The 18,434-nt window shown below is 36.0% G+C and carries 13 protein-coding genes and 1 pseudogene; 12 read left to right on the top strand and 2 right to left on the bottom strand.

Going from position 1 to position 18,434, the window contains the following annotated elements:
- Positions 1–261: 261 nt before the first annotated feature.
- Positions 262–1,515: an MFS transporter gene (locus tag C7Y47_RS07440; protein ID WP_142508186.1), complete on the top strand. Its 1,254-nt coding sequence runs from the start codon at positions 262–264 to the stop codon at positions 1,513–1,515.
- Positions 1,516–1,849: 334 nt separating this feature from the next.
- Here the strand turns inward: C7Y47_RS07440 and C7Y47_RS07435 are convergent, their stop codons facing one another.
- Complete coding sequence (locus C7Y47_RS07435; RefSeq protein ID WP_142508185.1) at positions 1,850–3,463, bottom strand: PucR family transcriptional regulator; 1,614 nt, start codon at positions 3,461–3,463, stop codon at positions 1,850–1,852.
- A gap of 386 nt (positions 3,464–3,849) precedes the next feature.
- Between C7Y47_RS07435 and C7Y47_RS07430 the strand changes: the two genes are divergently transcribed.
- The 11 genes and pseudogenes from C7Y47_RS07430 to C7Y47_RS07380 all read left to right on the top strand — a co-directional run.
- Positions 3,850–5,475: a lactate permease LctP family transporter gene (locus C7Y47_RS07430; protein ID WP_142508184.1), complete on the top strand. Its 1,626-nt coding sequence runs from the start codon at positions 3,850–3,852 to the stop codon at positions 5,473–5,475.
- Positions 5,476–5,742: 267 nt separating this feature from the next.
- The gene (gene allC / locus C7Y47_RS07425; RefSeq protein WP_142508183.1) at positions 5,743–6,972 is read left to right on the top strand and encodes an allantoate deiminase; all 1,230 of its coding nucleotides are present in this window, start codon (positions 5,743–5,745) and stop codon (positions 6,970–6,972) included.
- Positions 6,973–6,995: 23 nt separating this feature from the next.
- Positions 6,996–7,799, top strand: coding sequence for a (S)-ureidoglycine aminohydrolase (gene allE / locus C7Y47_RS07420; RefSeq protein WP_142508182.1), 804 nt, complete (start codon positions 6,996–6,998; stop codon positions 7,797–7,799).
- A 79-nt stretch (positions 7,800–7,878) separates the two neighbouring features.
- A complete protein-coding gene (allD, locus tag C7Y47_RS07415) occupies positions 7,879–8,928 on the top strand; it encodes an ureidoglycolate dehydrogenase (RefSeq protein ID WP_142508181.1) in 1,050 nt (349 codons plus the stop codon).
- 17 nt (positions 8,929–8,945) lie between these two features.
- Positions 8,946–10,703, top strand: a complete 1,758-nt coding sequence (locus tag C7Y47_RS07410) for an acyl-CoA synthetase FdrA (RefSeq protein WP_142508180.1) — start codon at positions 8,946–8,948, stop codon at positions 10,701–10,703.
- Entirely contained in the window at positions 10,703–11,968 is a 1,266-nt protein-coding gene (locus C7Y47_RS07405) for a DUF1116 domain-containing protein (RefSeq protein ID WP_142508179.1), read from the top strand. Before C7Y47_RS07410 ends, C7Y47_RS07405 begins: the two co-directional genes overlap by 1 nt.
- Positions 11,965–12,735 carry a DUF2877 domain-containing protein gene (locus tag C7Y47_RS07400; protein ID WP_142508178.1) on the top strand — a complete coding sequence of 257 codons (771 nt, stop codon included), beginning with the start codon at positions 11,965–11,967 and terminating at the stop codon, positions 12,733–12,735. Before C7Y47_RS07405 ends, C7Y47_RS07400 begins: the two co-directional genes overlap by 4 nt.
- A gap of 5 nt (positions 12,736–12,740) precedes the next feature.
- A complete protein-coding gene (gene arcC, locus C7Y47_RS07395; protein ID WP_142508177.1) occupies positions 12,741–13,673 on the top strand; it encodes a carbamate kinase in 933 nt (310 codons plus the stop codon).
- Positions 13,674–14,056: 383 nt separating this feature from the next.
- Complete coding sequence (locus C7Y47_RS07390; protein ID WP_142508176.1) at positions 14,057–14,755, top strand: polysaccharide deacetylase family protein; 699 nt, start codon at positions 14,057–14,059, stop codon at positions 14,753–14,755.
- Positions 14,756–15,566: 811 nt separating this feature from the next.
- Positions 15,567–16,016, top strand: a complete 450-nt coding sequence (locus tag C7Y47_RS07385) for a GNAT family N-acetyltransferase (RefSeq protein ID WP_142508175.1) — start codon at positions 15,567–15,569, stop codon at positions 16,014–16,016.
- Positions 16,017–16,069: 53 nt separating this feature from the next.
- Positions 16,070–16,666, top strand: a pseudogene (locus C7Y47_RS07380) (alpha/beta hydrolase fold domain-containing protein); the annotation flags it as partial.
- 158 nt (positions 16,667–16,824) lie between these two features.
- Here C7Y47_RS07380 and C7Y47_RS07375 read toward each other — a convergent pair.
- Entirely contained in the window at positions 16,825–17,736 is a 912-nt protein-coding gene (locus C7Y47_RS07375; RefSeq protein ID WP_142508174.1) for a glycine betaine ABC transporter substrate-binding protein, read from the bottom strand.
- Positions 17,737–18,434 lie beyond the last annotated feature (698 nt).

The following is an 18,434-nucleotide window of genomic DNA, read 5'->3' as shown; positions in this document are numbered from 1 at the left end:
AATCGGGCTTATTTTTTGTTTGTTGTACCTTCCTTGCTGTGCAGAGAGTTATCGAAGATGCAAAAGTACTACGTAAAGATCAGCTAGTGAGAATATCATAAGTCATACTTTTGTAAATATTTTAAGTATATGCTTTTGTCTAAAATGTGCAAATCCATTTCTGTTTTTGTTAAAAGTGAACAATGTTATTTACTTACTCATAACCTAAAATTAACGTAAGCAATACATAAGTAAAAAAACAAAAAATAGGAGTGTCATATTATGGGACAAACAGTTAAAAATGACCCGAATTATTACAAAAAAATAATTGTTACACTGTGTTTAGGTTGGGTAGTTATTTGGATTTATCGAACAATACTTACGCCAATATACCCACAAATTCAAGAATCATTGGGGAACATTAGCGATACACAAGTAGGACTTGTTGCTTCTATTTATTTCTTTGCCTATACAGGTATGCAAATTCCATCAGGAATACTCGTTGATAAATTTGGTCAAAAAAAAGTAATAATCCCAGCCTTTATCATTTTTGCATTAGCAGCATTCGTCATTGGGACAAGCTCGACAATCACACAAGTGTATGTTGGTGCCTTATTGGCAGGTCTTTCGACTGGTTCATACTATGGCGCAGCATTCTCCTTATCAGCTAAACATATGCCAAAAGATAAAAAAAGTTTTTCTAACGCTATCATAAATAGCGGCTCCGCATTAGGTATGGTTATTGGTTTAATAGGTTCATCTGTTTTAGTAGGTAGTCTTGAAATCAAATGGAATTACATGCTTTATATTACAGCCATCCTAATAATAGCAGTAACATTTGTATTTGCTTTATTTGTTAAACAAGAAAAAAAACCAGCTACAAAAGAGGACTCTGAAGATAAAAAAACAATAACACAAGATGCAGTTTCTAAAGTAAATTTATTCTCACCAAGACAATTAGTTATATATTTTGTGTATTTTGCAACATGTTATGGTTATTACATGATTGTTACATGGTTACCGTCATTCCTTGTCACAGAAAAAGGATTCGAACAAGGTTCAGTAGGCTATGTAGCTGCTTTAGTCGCAATCTCAGCAGTACCTGGTGCATTAATATTTTCTAAATATATTGATAAAAATGCACATATGCGTCTGCGCTTAATTTTCTTCTTGTTAATTGGTGCAGCTCTAACAATTAGTTTAACAGTGTTTTCACCTAATCCTACAGTACTTTATATTGCACTAATCTTATATGGTTTACTAGGTAAACTTGCAATTGATCCAGTATTAATTACGTATGTAACTGACTCAGTATCATCAAATACAGTTGCTAAAGCATTAGGTTTCTTTAACTTCTTTGGTATGACCTCATCTGTTGTTGCGCCAACGCTTACTGGTTATATTGGTGATATCACTGGCTCCAAGGTATTAGCATTCTACATTGCAGCCATACTTCTTGCAGCAGCAGCGATTTTATTCTTCCTTGTAGTTATGTTAAAAGAGAACAAAGCAACCCATCCCCTAACTAATGAATAAAGCAAAGCTACCTATCAGTGAGATTGTCCCCATATCTCGCTGATAGGTCGTTTTGTGATTGCCATCTAAACAATAGGATATTAAAAAACAGAACGTCGACTTTTAAACAGACTTTTTACTTGAAGCGGTTTCGATAGGGGACGGTTAAAATTAGCAAGTGGATCGTCTACTTGTAGAAGCGTGCGAATCGTCTGTTTTGCATGTCCTAGTTTGAGGAAGTAAGTATCTGGCTAATGAAGCATTAGAACAATCGTTTATTGCCATATATATTTTTTCATGCAAATAAAATCCCGTAAAAAAGCATTTATAACAGCTTTTTTGCGGAATTTTTAATTTAAAACGTTATTTTCTCTGATGCAAATAAAGCTAATCGTATATCTAATGAAGTATCAGGGGCATCGATTGGCTGACCTAAAATTTCTTCGCATTTTTTAATACGATATTTTACCGTATTACGATGAATATATAAATCTTCAGATGTCTTTGTAAGATCACAATGGTTCGCCAAATAAATTTCTAAAGTATTTTTTAGCTCTTTCTCTTTCGTTGTTTTTGGATAGGCTAATGAACCTAATGTGTACGTGATAAAAGGTTTTAATTTATTGGCCGGAATGAGTTGTAATAATTCTTCCACACTTTTGGATTTATAGAGCTCTATAAATCTAACTTCACCACTTTCAGACTTATGATCAAAAGCTTCATTCGCTTCGAAATAAGATAGCGGTAACTGTGAGAATTCAGTGACCTCATTACCAATGCCAAAGGAAAGTGTGCTATTAAATAATTTTTTATACTCTTTTTGAAGATACTTACAGTAATCTAAATAATATTGATGTTTAGTTTGTAAAAGTATCGTAAACCGATGATTACCTGGAGACATATATAAACTGATAGACGGATCAATGTCAATCAACTTATGCGTTAGCCATTCAAAAGTCATTTGATAACGCTCATTTAAATAGATATTATTTTCTACATTTTTTTCTTTATCAATCGCACAAATTATCACCTGGTAGAAGTTTGATGTTTGGATATGATGCTTTTTCAAAAACTCAGGATGCTGCTTTACTGACATAAGATTATCAGGATGTTCAGACATGAGTGTTTCGAAAAATCGGTTTACCTCTTGTTGTTCCGCTTCTTTAATTTTACTATTTTTATAAATTGCGAGACTAAGTGTATTTACGGCTTGTTCTATTGCTAGCAAACTAAATGGATAGGTGAGAGAATTGACATTTGAAACCATCAGATAATATGGGAAATATTTAAAAGCGGGCACCTCAAATATAATATGTTCTTCTTGAAAAGATGCACGATTATTAGGTGGAATGTGCTTGGAATTTAAAGATCTTTTGAAGTAACTAAGATTTTTTTGAACTTGTTCAGAATGTTCCTGGAAGTGATGGCTCATCGATTTAATTTGATAAAAAGGATTTAAGAGCATTACAGGGACACGGAGGAGCCTACTCATCCGTTCAATCATCATTTCTAAGCTCAAACCTCTCATAAGCATTGTATTTAATTCTTGTTGGATATCTAAAGCAAAATATAATTTTTCAGTTTCTTCATCCAAGATATAGGATGATATATGATGTGTGATCGATCCAAGATTCCAGCTTTCGGGGATTCTAATAATCGGGAATTTTAATTTGTTCGCAAATTCTATCACTTCATCATCTATCTTTTCTAAAAATCGGGATAATTTAACACCTATGCCAGCAACTTGTATATCATTTAATTCTCGAATGAGATCAATTAATCCGGATTGATCGTGCTGATAACTCATACCCGTCGTAACGATAAATGAGTGTGGTGCTGTGAAATTTTTGATATCAGGCGTTTCTGTAATATCGACCATTTCTACTTCTCTTCCTAAATCGCCTTCACCATTTAACAATGTTAAATCAGAAAATTGTTGAACAGACATGATTTCTTTTAATGTTGTCACAAGAATCATCTCCTTTATCTTTGTTAGAAAAAGCTAAAATAAAAGTTAAATATGTAAGATGCTACAAGGATAACCTATAACTCTGATTGTATACTATTTTTGAAGGTTATTATACGTATAGTCCTTTAATTCAAAATAGCGAAGGGGAATTATGTGAACAAATTCGGAGTATTCAACGAAATACTTCGTTTTTTGACAAGAGTGTGACGAGGGTAGCATGCCCAAATTCATTTATTTACAATTACGACTTCATACGAAGGAAATGAGGCAGGTCATAATAATAGCTTTCAATGAATAATGCTACAAATCTAGTAGATATGTACAGATCAGCTGAGGGATATCTACATTAATTTTGATATTAACTACTTTAGAAAGAAGTGACAACGATGTGGTATCAACAATACAATCCACTTGGAAACGAAATAGTGAGTGGCATCATAGCCTTTCTTCCGATTCTTCTATTTCTACTATGCTTAACAATTTTTAAATTAAAAGGAGTTTATGCTGCTGCCTTAACTTTAGGTGTTACGATCATCATAGCAGTCGGAGTCTTCGACATGCCGATCACTAAAGCCTTCGGGGCAATTCTTCTAGGAACAGGCAAAGCACTATGGCCAATTGGTTATATCGTCATTATGGCTGTATGGTTGTATAAGATTTCTGTACAAACCGGTAAATTCGAAATTGTACGTGGAAGTATAGCGAATATTACCGAGGATCAACGACTTCAATTATTGCTAATTGGCTTTTGCTTTAATGCCTTTTTGGAAGGAGCGGCTGGCTTAGGTGTTCCAATCGCTATTTGTGCAGCATTACTTGTGACTCTTGGTTTTCATCCAATAAAAGCAGCTGGACTTTGCCTCATCGCCAATGCCTCTACTGGTGCATTCGGTACGGTTGGCATTCCGGTTATTACAGGTGCTGAAGTTGGAGGTATGGAAACATTAGAACTTTCAAGAATGACGGCATTGATTTTACCGTTGATTTCATTTCTAGTTCCATTCCTCCTTATCTTTATGTTAAATGGCCTTAAAGGAATAAAAGAAATATTCCCAGCTATTTTTCTTGTCAGTAGTGTGTTTTCAGTGCTTCAACTACTAACGATTGCTGTTATAGGACCTGAGCTTGCAAACATTATTCCATCTTTAGTTAGTATGTTGCTGTTAGCTGCATTCTTAAGAAAATGGCAACCTAAAACAATTTACCATGAACCTGGGGTAGAAGTAACAGGTACTTTAAAAAAATATACTATGAAAGAGATTTTGGTAGCGTGGTCACCATTTTATGTACTCACTAGTGTCATAACTGTTTGGAGCTTCCCTGCATTTAAAAATTTATTTGTAGATGGTGGTGCACTGGATTTTACAACTATCGCTTTGAAAACTCCGGGATTACATAATGAAATCATTCGTACACCACCAATCGTAACAGAAGCAAATTCTATGCCAGCCATCTTACATCTTAACTTTGTTTCAGCGACAGGAACAGCGATTTTATTAGCAATCATTTTAACGAGTGTGTTATTTCCTGCATTAAACGTAAAACAAACCGTTAATTTACTAGGGAGCACCATTAAAGAACTATGGTTACCGATTTTGACGATCGTTCTTGTCATGGCTTTCGCCAATTTATCTGATTTTTCTGGACTTAGTACATCTTTAGGACTTGCACTTGCAAAAACGGGTGACTTCTTTCCATTCGTGAGCCCAGTATTAGGTTGGATTGGTGTCTTTCTCACTGGATCGGTTGTTAATAATAACGCTCTATTTGGAAGCTTGCAAGTAGTAACTGGAACGCAAATCGGGATTTCGCCAGGATTACTGATGGCAGCCAATACAGCTGGAGGAAGCGTGGCAAAATTGATTTCACCACAGTCTATTGCTATTGCAGCAGCAGCCGTTAATCAGACCGGAAATGAATCAAAAATCTTTCAATATACATTACGATATAGCTTAGGGTTGCTTCTTCTCGTATGTATCATGACACTTTGCTTATCTTTTATCCTATCATGATTTGAAAATGAATAATCGCATGGTAAATCGAAGTTTTCTCATTGATTTACTATGCGGTTTTGTTTTGTTGTCAGGATATGATACAAGCAAGTTTAATCAGCTCGCCAGCCTTCTTAATATTTTGTACAACTGTCACTTGCTCCTTATCAAAATATAATTTGTTGATAATGCATAAAAAGACCATCCATTATTGTACATTATGTCAATGAATGGTTGTGAGGAAGGACCTATAATAAAAGTGAATTAAGAGGAAGGAGTGAAAGAGTAATGGATATTCAAGCGACTTTTAAATTGTTAGATAAGAAATTCACCAGTTTTGGTGGTTTACAACAAGGTGGGATTACACGTCTGCTATATTCTCAAGAATGGAATACTGCCGTTCGTGAGCTAGAAAAAACATTTAAAGAAGAAGGCTTTGAAGCAAGTTTCGACGATATCGGTAACTTATCTGGTCGACTTGTTGGAAGTAAATATCCGGAAGAAACGATTTTAACGGGTTCACATATCGATACAGTTGTTGAAGGTGGTCATCTTGATGGTCAATTCGGTATTTTATCTGCACTTGTGGCTGTTAAATATTTGAAAGAAAAATATGGTCAACCACTCCGATCATTAGAAGTATTAGCGCTTGCAGAAGAAGAAGGTAGTCGATTCCCTTACACATTTTGGGGTAGCAAAAACTTCTTTAACTTAGCTGAAAAATCGGATGTCGACACAATTGAAGATGCTGATGGTATTAAGTTTGAAGATGCGATGCGCGAATCAGGCTTTGATTACCGAAAAACTACTGACGTTCGTAATGACATCAAAGCATTTGTTGAATTGCATATTGAACAAGGAAAAGTGTTAGAGACAGAAAACAAAACAATCGGTGTGGTTAATGGAATCGTCGGCCAGAAACGTTACACAATCAACTTAAAAGGCGAAGCGAACCATGCTGGCACAACGCCAATGTCATTACGTCGCGATACAGTTGTTGCCTATAGTGAAATTGTCACAGATTTAACGAAACGTGCAAGAGAAATTGGAGAGCCACTTGTGTTAACGTTCGGCCATGTCGTACCTATTCCAAACACAGTTAATGTAGTTCCTGGCGAAATTTCGTTCTCGGTAGACTGTCGTCATATTGATCAACAACTATTAAATGATTTTGCGACAGAAATCGAAGACAAAATCAAAGCAGTCGCTACCGCAAATAACATGACTTATGACATTCATTTGTGGATGGATGAGACACCAACATTGATGAATGAAAAAATTGTTCAAATTATTGAACAAGCAACCAAAGATAATGTAGGTGATCAATATAAAGTGATGCCATCTGGTGCAGGACATGACGCACAAATATTTGCACAATATGTTCCAACAGCCATGTTGTTTGTACCTTCTATAGATGGGATTAGCCACAATATAAATGAAGAAACGAAGATAACTGACCTCGTTAAGGGGATTGAAATATTGATAGACGTACTGTATGAACTAGCGTATAAAGAATAAATATTGTGAAGGAGTTAGAAATTATGGGTTACATAAATCTAAATCAAGGATATAGAGAAGGTTTATTAGAAACGCGTTCCGTGATTAAAAAAGATAATTACGCGTTAATTACACCAGACGGCTTAGTCAACAATGTTGTACCTGGCTTTAAAGATTGTGACGTAACAATCTTAGGATCCCCACGTTTAGGTGCAAGATTTGTAGATTACTTAATAACAGTAAAAAACCAAGGCGGAAACACAACTGGTTTTGCTGGTGATGGTATTCAATCTTTTGTATACGTTGTGTATGGCAATATCAACGCTTATGCGGATGGTAAAAAATACGAACTAACGGAAGGTGGGTACTTATATGTTCCCCCACACTTACAATTGACGTTTGAAAATAATAATAACGGTGAAGATAGCCGCTTATTCCTATATAAAAAACGTTATCAGCCACTGAAAGGGCACCCATTAAAAGGGCATACACCAGAAGTTGTTTCAGGTAATGTAAACAGTATTAAACAAGAAGCCTATGAAGGGATGAAAGAAGTATTAATCCAAGACTTATTACCAAAAGAAATCGGCTATGACATGAACATTCATATTCTTTCATTCAAACCAGGTGCTTCTCACGGTTACATTGAAACACATGTCCAAGAACACGGTGCTTACGTATTAAGTGGGCGCGGGATGTATAACTTAGACAACGAATGGATGCCAGTTGATAAAGGAGACTATATCTTTATGGGTGCATATGTGCCACAAGCTACCTATGCAGTTGGTTTAGATGAACCATTCTCGTATATTTATTCAAAAGATGCGAACAGAGACATTGACCTATAAACAGAGAGTATCAATAAATTATAGATGATTTACAATCTGACAAAATATTTTATTTATGCAAGAAAAGGAGCTGACAAACATGCGTGTATCGAAGGAAGAACTATTTAATTTAATGAAACAAAAGTTTATGAAAGCGGGATTAAATGAAGGAGCGGCACATGATGTTTCAGATGTATTAACATACGCAGATCATAGAGGCATTCACTCCCATGGAGCTGTCCGTGTTGAATACTATTCTGAACGAATTGCAAAAGGAGGTATTACTGCAAATCCAAACTATACTTTCGAACAAACCGGACCAGCATCTGCCGTTTTTGATGGGGATAACGGTCCAGGTCACCAAATAGCGAAACAAGCGATGGAAAAAGCGATTGAAATGGCAAAAAAATCGGGTGTTGCCGTGGTTGGTATGAAGCACATCTCGCATAGTGGTGCATTAGGTTACTTTGTTGAAATGGCAGCAGAACAAGATATGGTTGCTTTAAGTATGTGTCAATCAGATCCAATGGCCGTGCCATTCGGAGGAACTGAACCTTATTTTGGTACAAACCCAATCGCATTTAGTGCACCATCTGCTGATGACCGCATCATCACATTTGATATGGCGACAACTGTCCAAGCATGGGGCAAAATTTTAGCTGCTAGAAGTAAAAATGAATCTATTCCAGATACATGGGCGGTAGATGCGACTGGTGCACCGACTACGAATGCAAGAGATGTTCATGCACTCCTACCGATTTCAGGTCCAAAAGGTTATGGCTTGATGATGATGGTGGATATTTTATCTGGTAGTCTTCTTGGGGTTCCACATGGTGTACATGTTTCTTCTATGTATCAAGACTTAACAAAAGGACGCGATTTAGGTCAACTTCATATCGTGATTAACCCGGCCTATTTCACAGATTTAGATGCTTTCAAACGACAAATTTCAACGATGCTCGATGAATTAAAGGCACAACCAGCGACAGAGGGCTATGGAGAGATTTATTACCCAGGTGAACGCGGTTTATTAAGAAGTGAGGAATATGATAAGGATGGTATTGAAATCGTAGACGATATTTATAACTATCTTGTGTCAGACGATGTTCATTTCGATCGTTATCACGGAAAAAATAGATTTGCAGAATAATAAAATGGAGGAACATCATGTTATATACGATAATAAAAGAAAACACTTATAAGGACTCTATCGTGTTAATGCTTTTATCAAACAAGCTATCTGCAATTGACGGTGTAAACAAAGTATCAATCATGATGGGAACACCAGCGAATAAAGATATTTTCAAATCTTCTGGCTTAGGCACGAATGAATTAGAAAAAGCTAAGCCAAATGATATCGTCATCGTTGTAGAGACAGATCAGGAAGAAAAAGTAGACGAAGTGAAAGAAGAGGTACAGATTGCATTAAAAGGTGAGTCTGATTCTCAAGACGCGTCTAAAGATCAAGAAGCACATAACTGGAAACGTGCATTGGAGCTTGCAAACAATCCGAACTTAGCGTTAATTTCAATTCCTGGTCAATATGCAGCGATGGAAGCGGAAAACGCATTGAACGAAGGCTTACACGTATTTATGTTCAGTGACAATGTTGCGAAAGAAGACGAAGTGAGATTAAAACAAAAAGCGCATGAAAAAGGCTTATTAGTAATGGGACCAGACTGTGGTACGGCACTTATACACGGGGTTCCACTGGCATTTACGAATATTGTCAACGAAGGCGATATTGGCATTGTTGGGGCATCAGGCACAGGTATTCAAGAAGTGACAACAATCATTGATCGCTATGGTAAAGGTGTAACGAACGCTATTGGTACAGGTGGACGTGATTTATCGACGGAAGTTGGTGCGATCACAATGTTAGATACTATCAAAGCGTTAAACCAAGATCCTAAAGTAAAAGTAATTACTGTAATCTCCAAACCACCTGCAGAGGAAGTACAACGCAAAGTATTAAACGTATTAAGAAATATTGACAAACCAGTTGTAACCTTATTTTTAGGTGACAAACCTTCCTATCAAGAAGCGAACATCTATCATGCGTATACACTTGAAGAGGCAGCGGTTGTATCTGTCCAATTATCAAATGGGGACAAACCAAATTTCAAACCGACTACAGTTGAGAATGTAAACGTGCAATTAAAAGACTCACAAGTTGGTATTAAAGGTTATTACTCAGGCGGTACGTTAGCATCTGAAGCAGCTATGCTAGTGAGAGACGCTTTCAAAGATACACTAATGGAAGAAAAGAAAGATGGTTATATTTTAAAAACAAAACATCACGAAATCATTGACTTAGGTGATGATGTTTATACAAAGGGTAAACCACATCCGATGATTGATCCGGAAAATCGTATCGAAATGCTTAAAAAGTCTATGAACGAATATGAGACAGCTGTCATTATGATTGATAATGTTATCGGAAACGGTGGTCATGAAGATATGGCCAGTGCATTAGCACCAACCATCAAACACATTTTGGACAATGCACGTCAAGGGGGACGTCAACTTGCAGTGCTTGTAACTGTTGTAGGTACAGCACAAGACATCCAAGGCTTTGACAAACAAATTGACATCTTACAAGAGAGTGGAGCAATTATTTGTCAAACAAACGATCAAATGGTTCGCACAGCTATCAAACTTGTAGGTGGTAAAGTGGAGCAACCAACTGTTGCTGTACGAAAATTTGAATATACAGAAGAAAGCTTAGCAGTAGATGAGAAAATCATGTCATTAATCAATATGAAACCAAGTGTCATCAATATTGGGCTGAAAAGTTTTTCTGAGGCTGTTCAAAAAAGTGGTACAGAGTGTGTTCAATTCAACTGGCGTCCGATTGCTGGTGGCGATGAGAAGTTAATGAAAGTACTTCAATTCTTAAATTATTATGAAGGAGGTACAATCTAATGAGTTACAAAACAATAAATGAAGCGAACGAAGCCGTTATTCAGAAGATCATAGCAGCAGCACCATTCTTAACGGATGTTGTACCTGCGAAATCTGTGATTCCTGAATTAGAAGATTATGTGTTATTACACGCTGGGCCTCCCATTAAATATGAAAATATGACAGATCCTATGCAAGGTTCCTGTGTTGGAGCAATCCTTTTTGAAGGATGGGTAGAAGACGAAAAGAATGCACGTGAATTACTTGAAAGCGAAAAGATCACATTCATTCCATGTCACCATGTGAATGCTGTTGGACCAATGGGTGGTATCACTTCACCTAACATGCCAGTTCTCGTTGTTGTAAACAAAGAAAGTGGTAATGAAGCGTACTGTCAAATGAACGAAGGCATTGGAGCAGTTTTACGCTTTGGCGCCTACAATGAGCAAGTCATCAATCGTTTACACTGGATGAAAGATGTGTTAGGTCCTGTATTAAGTAAAGCATTAAAAACATTTGATGAAGGCTTGAATGTCAACGTATTGATTGCTAAAGCTATTGCAATGGGTGATGAGTTCCACCAGCGTAATATTGCAGCTTCACTTGCATTTTTAAAAGAACTATCTCCAGTCATTGCATCATTAGAAGACGTTGAAAAAGAACAACGTACAGAAGTAATCCAATTTTTAGCTGACACAGACCAATTTTTCTTAAATATTGCTATGGCGACTGGTAAAGCAATGATGGATGCAGCACGTACTATCGAACACGGTACAGTTGTTACCGCAATGTGCCGTAACGGTGAAAACTTTGGTATCCGTATTGCTGGTATGGGAGACGAATGGTTTACTGGTCCTGTTAATACCCCGCAAGGATTATACTTCACTGGTTATTCAGCAGAAGATGCCAACACAGATATTGGCGATTCAGCTATTACAGAAACAATCGGTGTTGGCGGTATGGCGATGATTGCGGCACCTGCAGTTACCCGCTTCGTTGGTACAGGAGGATTTAATGATGCGCTTGAAATAAGTAATCAAATGACTGAAATTTGTATCGGCGAAAACCCGAACTATGTCATTCCAACATGGGACTTCAAAGGCGCGTGTTTAGGGATCGATGCACGGAAAGTTGTTGAAACAGGAATAACACCTGTTATCAATACAGGGATTGCCCACAAAATTGCGGGTTATGGACAAATTGGTGCCGGTACAGTACACCCGCCAATCGAATGTTTTGAGAAAGCCATCACAGCCTATGCTGAAAAGCTAGGTTTTAAAGGATGATTTTACAAGCAAGTGCGGTTGGTCCAATCGCACTTGAATTATTGAATGAAGGAAACACCTTTACCGTGCACAGTATTTTTGAAAAAGGTCTGAATATGGTTGATCGAAATGGTGAATTGATATTTGCTGGTACCGATGAAAATGGGACATTTCCGTTCGGTATCTTGCTTGATCGTCAAACTAAACAAACGATAAAGTCCTATATAAGAGTAGGCGATACATTAACATTTCACACTAATCGACTCTTTCATAATTGTTTTGAACTGGTGTTTAATGTAAAAATACTGCCGTTATATATGGATTTTGATCATGCAAATATCAATAGACTAAAAGAAAATTTCGAATACATTTCATTTACATCCTATGAATCAACAGATTTTGAACGAGCACGTGTGTTGGCTTTGATCGATAGATTACATGATCCAACCCAAAATCTGGAGAAGATATTTCGTTATTTTATTGGACGTGGACAAGGTTTAACACCAACTGGTGACGATATACTGGTCGGCATATTGTACGGGCATTTTCTAAATAATTTTATCGAACATAAACATCTTGAAACTTTAAAAGCTTTAATCAATGAACCTTTAACGACCATTGTCAGTAAGCGCTTTTTAACATGTGCTTTAGATGGTGTATTTAGTTCGAAGATTACAGCATTACAGTATGATCCATCCTTAGAAAGCATGAAAAGTCTTATAGAAGTTGGCTCTTCATCTGGGATGGATACGTTATATGGCATTTACATGTCGTTAATTAAGGAGTGAAAGAAATGGGAAAGAGTGTAGTTATTGCATTGGGCGGTAATGCAATTTTACAGCCTCAACAAAAAGCAACTTATGATAATCAATTCAAAAATGTAGTGTCTGCAACTCGTCATATGATAGAAATGAAGGAAGCGGGGCATAAAATTGTCATTACACACGGCAATGGCCCGCAAGTGGGAAATATCATTGCCCAAAACGAAGCTGCTAAACATGTAGTCGAACCACTACCAATCCATGTTTGTAACGCAGAATCACAAGGTTTCATTGGTTATATGATGGAAACAGCTTTAAAAAACCATATTAAAAAACGAGACATGAATGCAAATGTGGTTACAATGTTAACAATGGTTGAAGTCGATAAAGAGGATCAAGCATTTAAAAATCCAACTAAACCAATTGGTGTATTTTTCTCGGAAGAAGAAGCGAAACGTTTAGAAGAACAAGGCTATACGATGTTAGAAGATGCGGGGCGTGGATACAGACGAGTTGTACCTTCACCAGAACCACAAGTGATTCATGGTATAGACGAAATAAAACGTTTAATCGATGATACGATTGTTATTTCATCTGGAGGTGGTGGTATACCTGTATATCGTGAAGATAATGGACAATTACAGGGTATTGAAGCGGTAATTGATAAAGACCGTTCAGGATTAAAGCTTGCACAACAGGTAAATGCGGAAGTTTTCATGATGCTAACAGATGTTCCAAATGTATATATAAATTTTGGTAAAGAAAATGAACAAAAATTACGCCAAATTACAATAAAAGAAGCTGAACAATACGTTGCAGAAGGACAATTTCCACCAGGTAGTATGTTACCAAAGATGCAAGCAGCTATCGAATTTGCGAAATTAGGTAAAGAAGCAATTATTTGTTCGTTGGATCAAGCGGTTGCTGCATTAGAAGGAAAAGCAGGCACACGTATAATACAATAAGGCTCTTGTTAGCTACATAAACAAAGAGGCGGATATAACAAGTTAAAACCTTAAAAAGCACAAGAAATCAATTTTAGCAACATTGATAGCTTGGGCTTTTTTGATAGCTACGCTTCTTTTTTTATCTACGTGTTTTATTCCTATCCGGCAAATACGATCCACAGCGCTTAACAATGCTGGTATTTAAAATCGGTAGCCTAACAAAGCTAAGTAAAAAAGACCTAGAATAGGAAGAAGAACAGTATTCAGGTGGACTTTCTAAGTTGGATTTTGACGAGGACAAGAATACAGACTATTTTTGGCTGTTGCTTTCGATTTGGAAGGACTAACGCTTATAAAATGGTAAACTGTATTTAAAACGCCTGTATGGAAAGAGGATTGCTGTGAAAAAGAAGTTGGTATTGATTGGGATAGGGATTCTGTTCGTTTTCCTTCTCCTACTAGGCACTTATAAATTAATAAATTCTAGGACGTATCAGTTATTTGAGGGCTTAACCAAACAAGTAGAAACGAATCAAAAAGTGGTTGCTTTAACTTTTGATGATGGTCCGGCAGATAACACAAATCAAATATTGTCGCTATTAGAAGAGTACAATGCTAAAGCTACCTTTTTTCTCATAGGTACAGAAATTGAAAAATTTCCAGAGGAAGCAAGAAAAATTGCAGAAGAAGGACATCAAATTGGGAATCATACCTATTCGCATAATCGGATGATTTTCAAAACACCCGCTTACTACAAAGATGAAATAGAAAAGACCGATCAATTGATTGAAAATACAGGATACAAAGGTGAAATTGATGTTCGGCCACCTAATGGGAAAAAGTTGATAGGGTTGCCTTATTACTTAAATAAACATAAAAGAGAAACTATAACTTGGAACCTTGAGCCAGATACTTTTTACACAACGGTTTCTGACAAAGTAAAATATGTGACAGAGAATATTGAACCTGGTTCGATTATCTTGCTCCATCCAATGTATGATAAAACGGACAAAGCGCTCCAAACAATTGAAGGTATACTACAGGAACTTTCAAAGGAGGGTTATACGTTTATCACGGTGAATGAACTTCAAAATTTATAGTATAAAAACAGAGTTAGTTTCCTACTTCCTAGGATTAACTCTGTTTTTTGTTACTCTTCTTTAGGAAATTTTCCTTCTTCATCCGGAAACCTAACTTTATGTTTTACACCAACAGCCTTTAAATAAAAAGATCATCCTGTAGCGAAAGAAAAGGTGTTAAGGCATCATTGAAACAACAAATCGAAGGCTACGTTTATAAAAAAGGATAGTAGCTTTTGGGAAGATCGTTAGAGGCGAAGAAATGCGTCTCTTTTTCATTGTAAGATCGGCATATGTAGGAACTCTAGGGTGGAAGATTCAGAAGCGGGAAGATAGAAGGAATGGTTAGCCGATAGCAATGGGTCTGTGGTATCGCGGAATCAGAAGGAAACTGAAGGCAAAGCACAAACCTGGCACACAAATCTCATAGAAGTCTATGGATGATTGGGGTGATTGTCCACTATACTTTCAACACGAAAATTGATCTTAGCGTGAATGCAAAGCTCGCTATCTTTTTTAAAATTTTTCAAGAAAAATGCTAATTTCACGGGGTTGGGAACACGTGTTCTAATTCCGGTGAATTGAGCTAAAGAGGGAAGTCAGTAAGTTACATACAGGAACATTAAGAGATAAATCAACTACAAATAAAAGAAGGCTGTTTTTTGCTTTTCAACTTCCTTTGCGCTTCATTGATAGCTAACGGAGCTGTTTATAAAAGAAACTAGCAAAAAGTTTTATCAATGCTAAAATACCTGCAACAGGTACTATTCATCGAATTTACATCAGGAAAATAATATAGAAAGCAGTAAACAAAACTTGAGGGGGTATTGTAGTGAACCATCACAAAATGATTATTACTCAGTATAATCCTAAATACGCTGAACAAACAGTGGATATGTGGCGAGATAGTAAAGAACAGGCTATTGGTCAGAAAGAAATTCACAGCTTTGAAAGTCACGTTTATTTTTTAAACCATATATTATCTGAACAGTTTCAAATAGATTTAGCGTTAATTGATGAAAAAGTAGTTGGAATGATTGCCTATAATGAAAGGGAAATAAACCAACTATATATTCATATAGATTATCAAGGAATCGGTATAGGTCATACATTACTAGATAAAGTAAAAGCACAATCAAGCGGGAGATTAACATTACACACTTTTGAAGTAAATGTAAATGCACAACGATTTTATGAAAAACAAGGATTTGCAATCATAGGTAGAGGACACGAAAATGAAGAAAATTTAGCTGATATCCAATATGAATGGAAATCCACATAATGCAAATGTAAACGATGATTGTAAAGGAAGGGGCAATCTAGGTAAATAGTTAACAGTTTGTTCAGCAAATAGGAACTGAAAATATAAAACCATATGTTATTGGGGACGATGTTCAATTTTTAAATGATGTTAAGGAGCAATCATTCGAGGGCATGCAGGTTTTCACATTAAATGACCAAGAGTCCCTGAAGCAAAAAGTTATTCTATATACTACATGGTGGTGCTTGGACGAATCAACCTTTAAATTTTCACTGGTGGTTCTTGGATAAAATAGCGCAATCTTTAAATGCGAAAATAATTACTCCTATTTACCCTAAAGTACCTCATTTTAACATAAAGATACTTATCCAAAAATCCTAAACCTTTATAAAGAAATACTTGAAACTGTTGAAAGTACCAAGCAATTGACCATCATGGGAGATTCGACAGGCGGCAATATAGCACTTGGGCTGGCTCATCTTTTAAAAATGAACCATTTGCCGCAATCAAAAGATATTATTTTATTGTCTGCATGTGTTGATATGAGTTTTGAAAATCCTCATATAGCTGAATATGAAGAAAAGGATCCGATGTTAGCTAGTGAAGGAATGGAAGTCATTACAAATCTTTGGGCAGCTGATAAAAATTTAAAAGACTCGTTGATCAGTCCAAATAATAGATGTAACAAAAGATTCTATTAAAAATAAACATATGTTAAAGTATCTTTAAAAGTGAAAATGCCTCGATGAGATAAACATCGAGGCATTTTTAGGGCTAAATATGTGAAAGGCTGTTTGAAGGTCAAAATTATTCAGTAGTTAACTTTTTATTACTTCTTAGGCTGTAAATCCTCAATTGAGTCAATGTCCATATATGCAGGAACTACAAATCCATTTTTTGTACCTTTTAAGTTCTCACCTAAATTAATTAAGTCATCCTTATATTTTTCATAAAAAGAGCTATGTGTTGTTGGTAACCAAGCAGCTACTGTTGCATCAGCTACGCCTGTAGCGATAGCTTGAAACATAATTGCAGGATCTACAGGTGTGATTGTGACAGTGTATCCGAGTTCTTCAAATACAGCCTGTAATACACTACTCGAAGCTCTTTCTGAATCCCAAGGTGTTGAAGCTAATTCAATTTCTTTTCCGCTTACTTTTTTCGTATCTTTTGTCCACTCATTTACTTTGTCTTGGTTTTCTTCTATCCATTTGTCTGCTGCATCTTCAAATGAACTCGTTTGTGCTTCAAACATTACAGCTTCCATATCTTCTGGTTCCCAATAAAATCTATCCAAAATTGTATACGCATCCGGTAAGTCTTTTTCCAAGCCCTTACGCGCAAGTGTATTGATATTTTCCGATCCACCTAATGTCCCTTGAGGATCTTCTAAAAATTTCAAATCATAAGATGAAAACATCCAATGTGGTGTCCATCCGGTAATAATAATTGGATCTTCATTTCGAATAGCCTGCTCTAATGAACCTAACATTCCAGGTGTAGAACTTTGTTCAAGCTCCCAGCCTTTTAAGTTTTCATATTTCTCTATAGTATTTTCCGCCAGACCAGTCAACCCAGCTCCTGGTTCAATTCCTATAATCTTATAGTCCACTTGCTCCCCTATGCTTGGCGTAGTTCCTATTGAATTGCCATTGTCTTTTTTGCTATCTCCATCTCCACAGCCTGTTAAAAGTAACGAAATAGCTAACCCTAAAGTGAGTCCTACAGATTTCAATTTCATCTTTTTTCATCCCCCTAGTTTGAAAACTTAGAGTTTTAGCGACTTCCTAAGAAACCCTTTATTAAAAATTTTTTACTCTACTACCAAAAGTAACAACTTGATTTTAACCACAGGTTGTTACTTTTGTCAAACCACTCAATCTTTTAAATACCCATTTTTGCACGTTTACTAACATAATTCTTCACAAAAAAAGCCTTTGAACGGCTCTCAGTTCTTTATTTTTAAAAAATAAAGATAGCCTATCCATAAGGTTATTTTTCCGTGAGACATTTCCATAATTTGTTTAATAAATAGAATGAATATATTTAAATGAAGGTAAAAGATGATATTGTTTACTAATTCCTAATAAAACGTAATTATTGGTTGGGGGATAAAAAATTGAACAGATATTCAATAGCAAATATATTCTTTTTTACAGGAAGCATTTTGCTCATATTAAAATTACTATTTGCAATGGGGTATTTAAACGAGGTTCGAGTAAACTACGATACATATGTTCCTTTATATAAGTAGATGTATTTTTTAGGAGCACTAGATTAAACAGTAGGAGGTATAACTAAAATAAGTTTTTAAATATTATTCGAAAAGATTTACATTTTTAAATAATATAGCGATGAAAATATTATAATAGAAGTTAGACACTTTTTATTGAAAAGAAATCAAATCTACAATAATTATAATTAATTAAGTTAGACAAA

This window comes from Lysinibacillus sphaericus (assembly GCF_006864135.1).
Classification (GTDB): Bacteria; Bacillota; Bacilli; order Bacillales_A; family Planococcaceae; genus Lysinibacillus.
Note: the sequence above shows the minus strand (reverse complement) of the source record. Positions and strands in the feature narration are given on the sequence as shown.